Origin of the sequence: Mesorhizobium sp. LNJC394B00 (genome assembly GCF_000502555.1) — a bacterium.
In the GTDB taxonomy this organism is placed as follows: domain Bacteria; phylum Pseudomonadota; class Alphaproteobacteria; order Rhizobiales; family Rhizobiaceae; genus Mesorhizobium.
In genome coordinates this window covers 24,436-36,818 of sequence record NZ_AYWH01000018.1, presented here as the reverse complement: position 1 = coordinate 36,818, position 12,383 = coordinate 24,436, and the positions used below count along the sequence as shown (strand labels likewise).

The 12,383-nt window shown below is 58.6% G+C and carries 16 protein-coding genes and 2 pseudogenes; 9 read left to right on the top strand and 9 right to left on the bottom strand.

Going from position 1 to position 12,383, the window contains the following annotated elements; all coding sequences use genetic code 11:
- Nucleotides 1–371: 371 nt before the first annotated feature.
- A complete protein-coding gene (locus X751_RS1000000168685; protein ID WP_348524591.1) occupies nt 372–551 on the top strand; it encodes a helix-turn-helix transcriptional regulator in 180 nt (59 codons plus the stop codon).
- Nucleotides 552–810: 259 nt separating this feature from the next.
- Here X751_RS1000000168685 and X751_RS1000000164975 read toward each other — a convergent pair whose 3' ends face one another.
- The 3 genes from X751_RS1000000164975 to X751_RS135950 form a co-directional block, all read right to left on the bottom strand.
- On the bottom strand, nt 811–1,137 hold the full coding sequence (locus X751_RS1000000164975) for an ATP-binding protein (protein ID WP_198022483.1): 327 nt from the start codon (nt 1,135–1,137) through the stop codon (nt 811–813).
- A complete protein-coding gene (locus tag X751_RS1000000167295; RefSeq protein ID WP_155923564.1) occupies nt 1,085–1,627 on the bottom strand; it encodes a hypothetical protein in 543 nt (180 codons plus the stop codon). The genes X751_RS1000000164975 and X751_RS1000000167295 overlap by 53 nt, the downstream gene beginning before the upstream one ends.
- A 366-nt stretch (nt 1,628–1,993) precedes the next feature.
- Nucleotides 1,994–2,743: a Crp/Fnr family transcriptional regulator gene (locus X751_RS135950; protein WP_023708903.1), complete on the bottom strand. Its 750-nt coding sequence runs from the start codon at nt 2,741–2,743 to the stop codon at nt 1,994–1,996.
- Between the two features lie 270 nt (nt 2,744–3,013).
- Between X751_RS135950 and X751_RS135955 the strand changes: the two genes are divergently transcribed.
- From X751_RS135955 to X751_RS135965, 3 genes are all read left to right on the top strand, one after another.
- Nucleotides 3,014–3,475, top strand: a complete 462-nt coding sequence (locus tag X751_RS135955) for a MucR family transcriptional regulator (protein WP_023708904.1) — start codon at nt 3,014–3,016, stop codon at nt 3,473–3,475.
- Nucleotides 3,476–3,896: 421 nt separating this feature from the next.
- Entirely contained in the window at nt 3,897–4,148 is a 252-nt protein-coding gene (locus X751_RS135960; RefSeq protein WP_023708906.1) for a hypothetical protein, read from the top strand.
- 454 nt (nt 4,149–4,602) lie between these two features.
- A complete protein-coding gene (locus X751_RS135965) occupies nt 4,603–4,956 on the top strand; it encodes a hypothetical protein (RefSeq protein ID WP_023746336.1) in 354 nt (117 codons plus the stop codon).
- A 417-nt stretch (nt 4,957–5,373) separates the two neighbouring features.
- On the opposite strand, the gene X751_RS1000000168295 is transcribed toward X751_RS135965, so the two are convergent.
- Nucleotides 5,374–5,523 (bottom strand): hypothetical protein, encoded by a 150-nt coding sequence (locus X751_RS1000000168295; RefSeq protein WP_023834193.1) that lies wholly within the window; start codon nt 5,521–5,523, stop codon nt 5,374–5,376.
- Nucleotides 5,524–5,692: 169 nt separating this feature from the next.
- On the bottom strand, nt 5,693–6,085 hold the full coding sequence (locus tag X751_RS1000000168290) for a hypothetical protein (RefSeq protein ID WP_023743175.1): 393 nt from the start codon (nt 6,083–6,085) through the stop codon (nt 5,693–5,695).
- Between the two features lie 1,331 nt (nt 6,086–7,416).
- Here X751_RS1000000168290 and X751_RS135975 point away from each other — a divergent pair.
- The 5 genes from X751_RS135975 (at nt 7,417) to X751_RS01075 (ending at nt 9,855) form a co-directional block, all read left to right on the top strand.
- The gene (locus X751_RS135975; RefSeq protein WP_023746332.1) at nt 7,417–7,929 is read left to right on the top strand and encodes a DUF4142 domain-containing protein; all 513 of its coding nucleotides are present in this window, start codon (nt 7,417–7,419) and stop codon (nt 7,927–7,929) included.
- 188 nt (nt 7,930–8,117) lie between these two features.
- The gene (locus tag X751_RS135980; protein WP_023746331.1) at nt 8,118–8,474 is read left to right on the top strand and encodes a hypothetical protein; all 357 of its coding nucleotides are present in this window, start codon (nt 8,118–8,120) and stop codon (nt 8,472–8,474) included.
- 38 nt (nt 8,475–8,512) lie between these two features.
- Entirely contained in the window at nt 8,513–8,953 is a 441-nt protein-coding gene (locus tag X751_RS135985) for a hypothetical protein (protein WP_023749387.1), read from the top strand.
- 195 nt (nt 8,954–9,148) lie between these two features.
- Nucleotides 9,149–9,355 (top strand): hypothetical protein, encoded by a 207-nt coding sequence (locus tag X751_RS135990; RefSeq protein ID WP_023708917.1) that lies wholly within the window; start codon nt 9,149–9,151, stop codon nt 9,353–9,355.
- A gap of 311 nt (nt 9,356–9,666) precedes the next feature.
- Nucleotides 9,667–9,855 (top strand): DUF3606 domain-containing protein, encoded by a 189-nt coding sequence (locus X751_RS01075; protein ID WP_245265855.1) that lies wholly within the window; start codon nt 9,667–9,669, stop codon nt 9,853–9,855.
- Between the two features lie 246 nt (nt 9,856–10,101).
- Here X751_RS01075 and X751_RS1000000167680 read toward each other — a convergent pair whose 3' ends face one another.
- The 4 genes and pseudogenes from X751_RS1000000167680 to X751_RS136005 form a co-directional block, all read right to left on the bottom strand.
- Nucleotides 10,102–10,458 (bottom strand): hypothetical protein, encoded by a 357-nt coding sequence (locus tag X751_RS1000000167680; RefSeq protein WP_156932493.1) that lies wholly within the window; start codon nt 10,456–10,458, stop codon nt 10,102–10,104.
- Between the two features lie 30 nt (nt 10,459–10,488).
- Nucleotides 10,489–10,774: pseudogene (locus tag X751_RS1000000168680) on the bottom strand (3-methyl-2-oxobutanoate hydroxymethyltransferase); the annotation flags it as partial.
- Nucleotides 10,775–10,826: 52 nt separating this feature from the next.
- A pseudogene (locus X751_RS01000000164495) lies at nt 10,827–11,121 on the bottom strand (Rieske 2Fe-2S domain-containing protein).
- A gap of 27 nt (nt 11,122–11,148) precedes the next feature.
- On the bottom strand, nt 11,149–12,318 hold the full coding sequence (locus X751_RS136005; protein ID WP_023746327.1) for a fatty acid desaturase family protein: 1,170 nt from the start codon (nt 12,316–12,318) through the stop codon (nt 11,149–11,151).
- Between the last annotated feature and the right edge of the window lie 65 nt (nt 12,319–12,383).

The following is a 12,383-nucleotide window of genomic DNA, read 5'->3' as shown; positions in this document are numbered from 1 at the left end:
TTCTGGTCGATCCGGGCACCCGCAAGATCGTGAAAGTTTACGACTGAGATTTCGAACGAACCCACGCTCGCCACCCTTGGGTGGCGAGTGTGTGCATTCAAACGCTACTCAGCCGGACAAATTCAAATTGCCACTCAGCTGGACAATGAACATGACGAACCCTGAACTCGAGAGGACGCAAGCCCTGGTTGCCCGCTTGGCTGATCTCCAAGCAAGAATGCAGGCAGCACGTCTTGTTGGAGCCGAGGTAACAACCGTCCGAAAGGTTGCAGCCATAATCGATGACGGCTTGCGACAGGCCGGCCTCACACCGTTAGAAATCGCAGAAGGTCAAGAGGAACAGTTTAGCGATACTAAATGTTCGACTGGCTATGGACAGCCGAACCCTACTCTCAGCAGATCAAGTCAGAGCAGCACGAGCCCTATTGAACTGGCCGCGTGTGCGACTTGCCGCCAAGGCCAATCTTAGCGAGATGGTGATCAGCGCTTTTGAGAACGGATACAGGAAACCGCGTCCCCACAACATCGCCGACCATCCGCAAAGCGTTTGAGGATGCCGGAATCGTTTTCACCGTCCAAGGCACTCCATCGCTAACCCGCTCAGAAGGTGATAGCGGCCTAGCCGCCGATAATAGACGGTGGCGCGGCCGGGAGAAAAAAGGATAAAGGGGGAAAAGCCCGTGTACCCTCTGCACCCGATCTCTAAAGCGGCCGCTAACCACCCATTATGTCGCTCTACGGGATTGCTTTGGCGGACTGGCCACGTCACTTCCGCCATACCCAATGCAAAGCGATCCCGGCAGAGCTTGGTTACTGCTTCTGCACACGCGGCAGAAAAAGGTGGACGCTTGTTCCTTCACCAGCTTCGCTCTCTATCCGAATGTGCCCGCCGGATTGTTGGACGAAGCAATAAACCTGGCTAAGTCCAAGTCCAGTCCCGCGTCCATCGGGTTTGGTGGTGAAGAACGGCTCGAAGACCTGCGCCAGAATCTCCTTGTTCATGCCGCAACCGGCATCGCGCACGGTCATACGAACGCACGAACCCGCCAGTGAATGCACGTCGTCGATGTCGTCAGGGACATCGCTAGTCTCGATTGTGAGCGTTCCCACGCCGGCCATGGCGTCCTTGGCGTTCATCCAGATTGAGCATGGCGACATCGAGCTGGTTGGGGTCGACCAGAACAGGGCCAAGCGCCGCGTCCAAGTTGCGTTCAATTTTGATTGCACTCCCGAGCGTTCGTTCCAGCAGCATCGAAAGCTGTTCGATCCGTCCGTTCAGATCAATGCCTTCGGGCGTAAGCGACTGGCGCCGAGAAAACGCAAGCAATTGCTGCGTAAGTGCCCCGCCGTTCTGTGTTCGTTTGAGCAGTTCGTCGATCAGGATGGCTGATTTCGGATCGCCGGGATTTTCGGCGAGTTGCTTTTGCAGGAGCCGCAGGCCCGAGTCGAACGCTGCTATCAGATTTTTGATATCGTGAACTATGCCGGCTGCGAGGCGGCCAATTGCTCCGAGCTTCTGGGATTGACGTCGACGTTCCTCCTGCGCACGCTGCGAGGAAACGTTCCGAAGGCTGGCAAGGAGAGCAGGTGTCCCGTCCCAGTTAACCTCCACGACCCAGACGGCCATACGGATAGTCAACGCCCGTGTGGGCCGGTAAGCATTCGAATGCACTCTGCGCGCAAGTGAACCCCTTGCGCTAACGCTTCGACGCGCCATCAAAGCATTGACCGCGCGGTAAAAGGAGCGTGCACCAAGTGAGGCCGGTTTCGTTTGGGGCCTGCGTTTGGCCTGGGGCAAGGCGGCCCCGCCTGCCGCATCAAAAAGAAGCAAGCCAGACAGGCTTGGTATCAACCTGCTGATCATTTCCGCCGCGCCACCATGGCAAAACATGTTTGGGGGGCGATCGCACCGCTGATGGTCAGCGAAGGCCAACAAGTGGTCCGGCTACCCTTGGAGCCAATCCGCATTTCTGGCGATTTTCCCCTGGAGCAATCAGTGCATTGACATGAACTCGGCCGTTTTATTGGTCCTTGCTGAGTGCAGGTAATCGTGCCGGAACTCAGCAAGAAAGGCCAGTCCTTCCCAATCATGGATGGTCAATTGGCCATTCACAAGTGATGTAAGGCGCTTCTCCCGAAGAGACTTGAGCGTGCGGTTGATGTGGACTGCCGACAGCCCTGTCGCCTCGCCAAGGTCAGCTTGAGTCACAGCAAAAGCGCAGGTTTGATCGGACGCGAGTCCGGCGTCTTCCATACGTAGCATGATTTCACAGAGAAGGTGGGCCACTCGGCCAAGCGCTTGGCGCTTCCCGACATTAACCACCCATTCGCGGAAAATCGATGCATCAACCAGTGTCGTTCGCCAAAGATTTGCCGCCAGCCTGGGGTGGCGTTCGCAGAGCAGCCGTATAGCCGAGTGATCTATGAAGCCAACACTGCAAGCGCTCACCGTTCGAACGTCGCTATCCAACAGATCGAGGTGCAGGCTCAACAGATCGGGCATGTCGCCAGGCACATGATAAGCAGTGACCTGACGCTTCCCGTCTCCTGTTACCTTCGAGGTGCTGGCTAAGCCAGCCAGGACCATTATGCACCGGGACGGCTGGTCGCCTTCCCGAACCAAGTTCTGGTTTGCGCCAATCGCAACGATCCTTATTCTTACCGCGTCGAGAGCTTGACGCTCACCTGACGTGAGGGTGAAGGCACGATGGAACTTGGCGGTTAATGGGCTTTGATAAAGCATGTCGGCTCTCCGTTTGGGCGGGAGCGCTATGGTCTCTCAGTCACCCGCGGCCAGCAGAACGCGAATGATGCCCGACCTTATATCATAAACACCGGACCGACTTAACCTGTGATAAGTCTGGCACTGCTTCGGATGGTCCTTTCCTCCATCGGCAAACACAGGCTCAACAGGATTGGTGCTTACGAGGGAAGCGGCCCATCATCGGGCCTCGAGTTGCGCAGCTGCGGCAGCAGCTATAATAGATCGTTCTCAAATTCGAGGACTCACACCATGACCGACGCCCCCGACCACGCCCCTGAACTGGTAGAACTCACGGCGGATGTGGTATCGGCGTACGTCAGCAACAATCCCGTGCCGGTCGCGGGTTTGGCGGACCTGATAGCCTCAGTGCACGCGTCGCTGTCTGGGATTGGCCATCGCGTGGCTGCCGCGACCGAAGAACCAGTGCCTGCGGTAAATCCGAAGAAGTCAGTATTTCCCGATTACATCATCTGTCTTGAAGATGGTAAGCGGTTCAAAACCCTTCGGCGACATCTGCGCGTGGATTTCGGTCTCACTCCTGACGCGTATCGAACAAAGTGGAACTTGCCATCCACTTATCCGATGGTCGCTCCCAACTATGCGGCCTCACGGTCTGCCATGGCGAAGTCGATCGGTCTGGGTAGGAAGGCACCGCAGCCCACGGCAACTGTAACGGGCAAGGCAAGGCCGGCGGCTAAGGCTAAAGCGTAGCTTCCGCGATCACACCATTACCACTGCGGCACCAATCGACGATGTATGCATCGCGGCGGACCTGTCCGCTCTTGGCCGGTGCCCACCCAGGTTCCCCAACCCATGGCGCCGGCCATTTGTGGCCCACACCTCAGTTTCGTATTGCTGCCCAAACTCTTCTTGTTGAAGACCGCTTACGACGTTACAATCCCGTTTGGCCTGATTGCTGGGAGGCAACGCCCTGGCTGATATAATTCCAATTCGCAAAGCACGCCCTTGTGTCGAAGTTGGCGAAGCCTGTGGCGAGTGGTTTGTTCGCGTGGTCGAGGAAGACCAGGAACTCACCCGATCATTCAAGCTCGAATCCTATGCTTTGGCCTTTGCAGAAGGCCAAAGGTCGCGTCTGCATCTCAACACGTTTTCCCGGCTGTAGAGTAGCGCGATGCAGATGTCCGCAGGGTTACTGGCGAATTTGGGCGATAGCATCGAAGCCATTGCCGCCCACATTGCGACCATGGAAACGCGACAACTGCACCAATTGCTCAAGTCGTTGCCATCGAGATCGGAAATCGCCAGCGCGGAAATGGTGATGGGCACCCTGGTCTATCGCGAGATTGAACTGCGCCGCCGGCGGGGGACGGGCGGCAACGTGTTGCCCTTTCCGGGTCTCGTGACTCCACCTATTCAGCAGTAGATAGCGGCGCCGGACCTGTAAAGGCCGCCGCAATTAAGCAACGGGCCTGAGGGCGGGGTAGCGTCTTGATGCCAAGAAACCCCGCCGCGCGCGCAACAGCGGGTTTTCGTAGTCACGGCTACATCCGAGGAATCGACCGCTTAAGGCAGAATTGCTTGGTTGTCGTCGCGTTTCCATACCATTAGATCAACTGTGCCAGATGAAGACGTAAAAAAACCCGTTGCCAATTACGGCAACGGGCTTGAGCTACCGGGTAGGGTCAGGAAGGCAATATGTAGACCCAACAACACGATGCGCCACCCCTCATGATCGAGGTCTTAACCGAACCGCGACAATTCTAACCATCTTGTCGACGTGTGAATAACTTTGCTGACTCCAGATCATCGGCAGGGAAGACGTGATTTGACCTTGGCGGAACAGCCGCTCACGATGAGACGGCTTGGGAAGGCGCGAGATGCAAGTATGCAAAGACATGATTGTGGTGCCGCCGATCGGCGCACAGTTCGAGACGCCTGAATTCCTCGCCGAGATCAGCGCCCTGCTTGATGAGGCCTATCCCGACTACGATTTCTTCACGATCACCACCATAAGCGAGTTTCGGGATGACAGCTTCGTGTTGATCCCGCTGCTCGGCAGCGTCGGTGGTGAAGGCTCCGTTTTAGCGGCTTACCCGGATATGACGGCAATGCAGGAGATGGGCAATCTCCTGTTCAAGCACATCATCGGCCATCACCATCGCGACATTAGGTGCCGCACGTGGCCCCAATCCGTTCCCGGACCTCCGTCTCACATCTGCCCTGGCGGCTAATCCTTTAGCGCATCCGCGCCGCTATCGTCGTCGCGATGACGTTGACGAAGGCGCTTCAGCAGATCGCGTGAGGCTTGGATCGCCCTGCGCGATTGATCCATGTTCTGGCGAAACGTGGCGCGTTCCTCCATGGACTTCTGCCACTTCAGCAAGGTNGGCGAAGGCGCTTCAGCAGATCGCGTGAGGCTTGGATCGCCCTGCGCGATTGATCCATGTTCTGGCGAAACGTGGCGCGTTCCTCCATGGACTTCTGCCACTTCAGCAAGGTGGCCGTAGTCGCAGTGGCCGCTTGAGCGATATCTATGGGCGTTGCAACCATCGCATCCTCCCAAAAAGGCAATGGTAAACGCAATCTTTATAAGCCCGACGAAACCCTTTCTTCAATCAAAAACGAACATACGGCACATGGCAAAACGGCTATTCGTCGGGCCGCTCGACGGCGGCTTCGTCGACCTCGGCTTCCATCTCGTCGTTGACGGTCTTGGTCTTTCCAAAACCAGCCATCGGCACACCGTCAAAACCCTGCAGCCACCCGTCGGCATGTTCCTGCCAATAATGGCACCTCACGCTCCTTGCCATCCTTGCGCGCTTGGGCGCCGTACATCCAGGCGTAGGTGGCGCGCTCCTGATCTTTCTTAGGCACGGCGATTTGTGTCATCCTCAGCGAACGCCGGCTTGCCCGCTTCACGCTCGACTCCGAGCAGATCGAACTCGTCGTTCGCAAAGCACTTGGCCTTCAGCCAGTTGGTCGACGGTATTTGCTGTCCTTGCGCTTCGACACCTTGCCTTCAAGTCCGGCCTTGTCGAGCAAGTGAAAGATGGTCTTGGCTTCCCCCCGGCAGAGGCTCGCTGAGCTGAATACGCCCGCCGGGCGCGATATAGCGCGGCCTCGGTCAGTCAGCCAAGCGGCATCGCGGTGCATGATAGCACCGAGAATCGCGGCGTACACGCTGCCGACTTCCTCTGCGCAGGATATGCCCAGCTTGTCCGCGCGGTCTTCCATCGCTTGCTCGGCCAGGTCGCTGATGCCAAGCGCGATTGTCTGCTGCGGATGGAAGGACGCTGACTGTAAAAGCCCGCCCAACCTTTCGGCGGGCGGGCTTCCACTGTCGGAACTGGAGAGTGTCATGTCGACAGCCCCGACAGGTCGGAAAGGGGTCGCTGGTTAGCGGCGCGAGATCAGCAGGCAGAGCCGGCGCAGGTCACGATCATAGGTGTCTTCGTTGCTAAGCACTTCGACGCAGCGCTTCTTCATCCGAGTGACCTGGGCGTTCGACATATCGCCGACAACGCTAGCCAGATTCGGGTTGCTCGANGCAGCGCTTCTTCATCCGAGTGACCTGGGCGTTCGACATATCGCCGACAACGCTAGCCAGATTCGGGTTGCTCGATGCGGTCGGGTTGCTGGGGTTGGCGGCTGGATTGGTTCCAACGCCGACATTTACGTCGGTACCAACCCCGGTGACGACACCGACATTGGCGCTGCCGGTTCCGATGGAAGCAGTCGCTCCGCCAGTGTCGCCGACGGAGGCTGCGGCATTTGCCCCAGAACCGCCTAGGGACACGCTAGCCGTAGCGCCGCTGTTGCCGCCCACATTAGCGCTGGCGCCTCCGCTGCCGACGGATACCCCGCCGACNACGCTAGCCGTAGCGCCGCTGTTGCCGCCCACATTAGCGCTGGCGCCTCCGCTGCCGACGGATACCCCGCCGACGCCTCCGACACTAATTCCAGCTGCTGTCGCTGGCATGCAAAGAATTGCGAGAACAGATTCGGCAGTCAGACTGCCCCATAAGAATTTCAAAAATTCTTGCCATAGTACGCCTCCTTGTTGCCCTTCAAAGGATGGGACATTTTTGGGCATTTACGGACCCGATAGTGACGCACTAGAGTTTAAAAAACAAGCTAACGGCCCGCGAAAGCTGCGTCTTGGGTCATTACTTGGTAATAGCAAGAGTCAGACATAATAAAATTACTTTGACTAGGACGTGATTCCTCTACTTGTCATTCAATATCCTTGCCTAAGCACCCCATCGTCAATAATATTGTGCGGTGCAACAAGATTCAGAGATGGACCATGCGACGATCAGTAAGCGGCTAATACCGCCGATCTGACATACAATGCTATATTAGCTCCTCTTGACGAACCCGACCGGCGGGCGGAATCAGAATCCCGTCAGCGCAACCCTACAAAATCGCACTGGTCTGCCTGAAGCATCGCGACGATGGCCGACGATTTCTTTCGGAGATTTGAATGTCGCACAACGTGCTGCCACCAAGCCGACCGCCGCGCTGAGCTCCGCGCAGTCACCGGTCTTGGCTACGGCCGGATCTATGATCAAAGCCCTGAGCCGGAGCCATCCGGGGTCTACGCCTGCCGCCCCGTATTTATTGTCACAACAAGGGGAACAACGGCAGCTCGGCCGTGTTGGGCCAGTTAAGCAATATTGCAGGAGCACAACATGCATTTCGTCAAAGCGCTTTTGGCTGCGATCACCATCGGTCTCATCAGCCCGGGGGCAATGGCTCAGACCGCGACGCCGTCCCCGCAGGAATTTGTCAAAGCAGCTGCGAGTTCAGACATGTTCGAGATCCAGTCGAGTGAGTTGGCGCTGCGGAAATCGAAGACATCACGAGTGAAGGAATTCGCTCGCATGCTGATCAAGGACCACACGACTTCTTCCAAGCGGCTCATTGCGGCGGCAAAGAAGGACGACGTCGCAGTGGCGCCGGAGATGACAAGCAAGCATGCTGCCCAATTGGAAGCGTTGAGCAACGACAGCAGCGGGGCGTTCGATAACGCCTATATCGACGCCCAGGTGGCAGCGCACCAGGAAGCCCTGACGCTGATGACCTCCTATGCAGAAAACGGTCAGGCAAAACATCTGGCGGCTCATGCGAAAAAGACCGCGCCGGTGATCCGGCAGCATTTCAAACATGCCCAGCAACTGAGCAAGAGCGGTTCTCAGGGCTGAGTGGATCTGGCCACGACGTTGGTTCTTCGCGGCGCTGTGGAGTCTGTGGCCAACACTGCCTCCGCCCTCAGGAACGCTGCAACCTTTAAGCGGTGGTCGATGCAGGAACTCTAAAGGTGCGTCGCTCAGGTAGTCCGGCGTGCAAGCACCAGCGTCGTCGAAGTTGCCAAACGAACAGGAGACCTGACATGCCAAAGCTAAACGAGACCTCGCATTCGAGACGAAGTGACTTCGCCAATGATGAACCCATTCGCCCGGAGGATGCCGCCGTGTTGGACAGCCCCGTGGGCCACGAAGACAGGCACGGCGCGGAGCCAGGTTTCGTGGGAGCCGACGATGTCGACCAGCCGCTCGGCGCAAGGCCCCGCAGCGAAATTACCGGTCGTCATGATGAAGGGGCAGGCGCCAATGAGACGATGGACGGCTTAAGCGAAACCGAGGAACTGACCCGCAGCTACGCCGAGGACATACCAACCGGTGACAATGATGAGGACGAGGAAGACATCCCTGTCTTCGAAAGAGGCCGAAGCAACACCGACCTCTGAGCGGCGCCAAGTCTGAACCCACGGTGAGGAACATGACAATGAGCACATTCGGACTTCGGATTGTGTCTTTGGGGCTCCGGGCTTTTTTGGGGCTGGGGGCCTCGCTGATTTTGGGCGCCCAGGCATCTGCGCAGACAAGTCAGCCGGCTCAACAATCCGGCGACTCATCGCAAACAGGCAAGCACGATCGTCTGCCGGCGCAAGGATCGTCGCCGACCGCCAAGGATGATGTCGGCGTTGACGTCTCGCTCGGCCGGCCGGAGGTGAAGCAACAGGTTGCAAGACATCTAGGAGTGGCTGAGACCGAGTTGCCACTGGCGGTGCATGTGCCGATCGCGCTCGCTTCGCAAGTCTGCGGGCAAGAGGTATTTACCGCCCGCGCCAATGTAAACCGAAGCTGCACCGCGACGAAGTTCATTCCGGAAATCGCCGAGGCGGCACGCAACCATCCACAAACCTCCGCGGTACCGGAGCAGTAGCATCGAAATGTCCGAACCCGGCGCGACGGTCGCGCCATGCTTACCCTAGGATAGCGCTCCAACCCGGCGTAAATCAGCCCCACCGCCGTCTGTTGGCGGCATGCATGATGGCGTTCGCCGCCGTCTCTTAACCAATGTGAATGCTGTCGCTCCGCAGCCACGCTACGAGATCCTGTCCGAAGCGGAGGCAGGCAGATGCCACTGGAGTGCCTGATCGATCAATATGTGAGCAGCCGCAAGCGGCGGGGTCTTTTGTCGACACGGCATGCTCTCGAGGCGTTGAAAGAGGCCCTTCCGGCGCTGTCGATCGGCGAAAGCCATCTTGTCAATATGATCGCCGAGCGAGCGCTCGCCTTTGGCCTCGCCATCCACTTCGATCATTCCGGCGAGAATGCCGGGTAAGACATCCACGAGAGCGTCTGCTGATGCCACAGGACGAGGAACTCGGTGTCGCGTAGTTCCATCTTCATTGCCTGGCGGTCGGGCAAATCATTCCGAGGCTGCTCCCGTCCGTGTTCTAGGCGGGTGGTGAAGGTCGCCGACGCGATGCCACGGCGTGCGCCGACCTCACCTCGGCATTCGACAACCCTCCAGCTTTGGCCAGTTGGAGCTTTCGTCTACTTGCAGCAGCCCTAGCGAGGCTCGATCAGCCTCCGCGTTCGGCAGTTTCGGAAGTTTTGCTCCAGCGGGCGGTTCGGTCCGACGAATTGAGGTTGAAGGAGAAGATGATGACGGACAACAAAAGCGAGCGTGATTTTGGCGACAGGAACCGGGTCTCGTCCAACGAACGCAACGAACACTTCCATTTTGCCCAGCAGAACGGCATAACGCCTGAGCAGGCGATGGAGCTCATCATAGCCGCCGGGAATGACCGCGCCTCGTTGCGGCTGCGAAGGAATTGAAGTCAGTTTCCCGGGGCGGCTCGCTTACGGCATGTCGCTATCGAGGAGGACCTTGAGCCGTGGTGAGAATTTGAGTGTATCGTCATGCTGACGCACACGCGGGCAGGTCGAGCGTGAAAGTGACAATTGTACCCTGCCCAACATGCGGCAAGCACTGGAGGTTCGAGGCTGCGCAGATCTCCTATCGTGACCCCGAACCATAATCCACTCCAACCCGAGTCCTGGACGCACGGCGTAGCAACGAGCCTACTTCCTGCCGTCGTTCAATAATAATCCCGCGCCGCAGTCAGCCACGAGATCACCGTCGTCTGCCGGACGCGTGTCGGCTTCCAAACTGACAAACGCACCGCCTTTGTAGCGACGCTTTCCAGCCACGATCACCTGCGCAGCTTTGCCGCGCTCGCTGCGCACCAATAATTTCCATCTCCTTCCCTCAAACTGATCTTGCGCAGGCGGTCGTTTTGCCGCTGGCAGGCGCTGTCCTTCCGCTTCGATCGCGGTAGCGCCCAGTATCAACGCTGGCGGATCAAACCGCACAATCAGCACCTCAAAGCTGATCAGCAGAAGCAGCAGTGAATCAGGATCTTGTCGATCAGGGTCCAAAGGGCCCGAGCACATATGTCTGGGCACGGTGACCGTGGCATAGCCGGCGCTGCAATGACGGCGTCGGCGCCCGGAGCCGGAAAGCCCAACTAAGAAAATCGTCGGCGGTGCCGATCTCGAAGAAATTCTAGCCCGGCACGGTGAACAGGCTGGGGGCCGCATCGCGATATAGGATTCAGCACAGCTCTGGCGGCACCGAGTTGATCGACCCACTCCCGCTCGACGGCCCCGGCTACGTCCATGGTCAGCACGCGCAGCATGGTCAGCTGGCGCTTCATCGCGCGCAGATCGCGACGGTCGGCCTCTTTCGGCTCATGAAAACGTCACTCTGTGTTTGCTAGACGCGGTGCTGGATCGGTTACCACGCGTCAGATCTGGATCATCACGTTGCCGGCCTCGATTCTCACCGGATAGATCGCGAGATTGACGCAGACCGGCGCGCCCTGGCCTGGCCGGTGTTGTAATTGAAGCGGCCATTGTGCTTCGGGCATCGATGACGTCGTCGATCACCAGCTTTCGGCTAGATGCGGCTTCTCATGCGTCCAATATCCGTCGGTGGCTAACAACTCGTCATCGGGCGAGCGGCAAACCGCGAGGATCGAAGCAGATGACATCCTCTTTCGAGATGTCGTCCACCGCGCACGCTTCAATCCAGTCAGCCATCTCCGGCTCCGGCAAAATTCGCTATCGCTATTCAGCGGCCGCCGACATATCCACCTGGTGAAATTCGCCGCGATAGGGTCTGGCTGTCGGCGGCAATTTCCGCTTGAGATAGAAATCCTCATATTTCAGCTGTCGAAGCAGCACCGGCCAGACCTCGCGATAGGCATGCCACATCGACGGGTTCGCCGCCGGCAGGTCGTGCTTGATCAGCTCGTGCAGTCTTGGCAGCGCATGATAGGGCACCATCGGGAACATATGGTGTTCGACATGGTAGTTCATGTTCCAGTAGATGAAGCGGCTGACCGGGTTCATGTAGACGGTGCGCGTGTTCAGCCGGTGGTCGACGANGTTCATGTTCCAGTAGATGAAGCGGCTGACCGGGTTCATGTAGACGGTGCGCGTGTTCAGCCGGTGGTCGACGACATTGTCGGCCAGGCCGATATGCTGCAGCAACCCTGTCAGCACCATGTGCCAGCTGCCATAGAGACGCGGCAGGCCGATCAGCACCAGCGGCAGCAGCGACCACGTGAACAACGCCAGCCCGACTGTCGCCGCATAGATGGCGACATGCCAGCGCGCAGCGATCACCGCCTTGTGCTGCTCCATCTCGGGGATATAGCTCTTCTCTTCATCGGACAGCTTGCCGAACGCCTGGCGCACCAGCGCCGGCAGCGAATAGCGGAAATCGAGAATACCGGTGAAGGCGAGCGCCGCCCGCAGCAGATCTGGGGGGCGCATTACCGCGATCTCGGCATCGCGGCCGACGATGATGGTATCGGTGTGATGGCGGGCATGGCTCCAGCGCCATTGCACTGGGTTGCGCATCAGCATGAAGCTTGAGATCTGGTAGACGACATCGTTCATCCAGCGCGTCCGGAACGCGGTGCCGTGGCCGCATTCGTGCCAGCGCGAGTCGCTCGACGAGCCGTAAAGCACGCCATAGACGAACAGGAACGGCACCACCCACCACGTGCCCCAGAACCATACGATGCCGGCGGCCGACAGCAGGATCGCCGCGACCCAGATGATCGTGTCGCGGATCGCCGGCCCGTCGGAGCGCTGCATCAGCTCCTTCATGGCCTTGCGAGGCACGTCGGTGTGATACCACTCGGCCGAGGCGAGCCCGGTCTCGATGGCGCGTTTGGTGCTTTCACCGACCAGGCTGTAGTCACGCTTCCTGCTTGCCGTCATCGTCATCTCCGCTTTCCCGCCTGCGCTCCGCAAGGGCTGCCTGGGGTCGGCCCGGTCGCGCCCGCTTCCGT

Bases quoted from the DNA above. Each gene is read 5' to 3' on its own strand.
- X751_RS135950 (WP_023708903.1), bottom strand. From the start codon at position 2,743: ATGCTTTATCAAAGCCCATTAACCGCCAAGTTCCATCGTGCCTTCACC.
- X751_RS1000000167295 (WP_155923564.1), bottom strand. From the start codon at position 1,627: ATGGCCGTCTGGGTCGTGGAGGTTAACTGGGACGGGACACCTGCTCTC.
- X751_RS1000000168685 (WP_348524591.1), top strand. From the start codon at position 372: ATGGACAGCCGAACCCTACTCTCAGCAGATCAAGTCAGAGCAGCACGA.
- X751_RS135965 (WP_023746336.1), top strand. From the start codon at position 4,603: ATGCAAGTATGCAAAGACATGATTGTGGTGCCGCCGATCGGCGCACAG.
- X751_RS135980 (WP_023746331.1), top strand. From the start codon at position 8,118: ATGCCAAAGCTAAACGAGACCTCGCATTCGAGACGAAGTGACTTCGCC.
- X751_RS135955 (WP_023708904.1), top strand. From the start codon at position 3,014: ATGACCGACGCCCCCGACCACGCCCCTGAACTGGTAGAACTCACGGCG.
- X751_RS135975 (WP_023746332.1), top strand. From the start codon at position 7,417: ATGCATTTCGTCAAAGCGCTTTTGGCTGCGATCACCATCGGTCTCATC.
- X751_RS135990 (WP_023708917.1), top strand. From the start codon at position 9,149: ATGCCACTGGAGTGCCTGATCGATCAATATGTGAGCAGCCGCAAGCGG.
- X751_RS1000000164975 (WP_198022483.1), bottom strand. From the start codon at position 1,137: ATGAACGCCAAGGACGCCATGGCCGGCGTGGGAACGCTCACAATCGAG.
- X751_RS1000000168290 (WP_023743175.1), bottom strand. From the start codon at position 6,085: ATGACACTCTCCAGTTCCGACAGTGGAAGCCCGCCCGCCGAAAGGTTG.
- X751_RS135985 (WP_023749387.1), top strand. From the start codon at position 8,513: ATGAGCACATTCGGACTTCGGATTGTGTCTTTGGGGCTCCGGGCTTTT.
- X751_RS135960 (WP_023708906.1), top strand. From the start codon at position 3,897: ATGCAGATGTCCGCAGGGTTACTGGCGAATTTGGGCGATAGCATCGAA.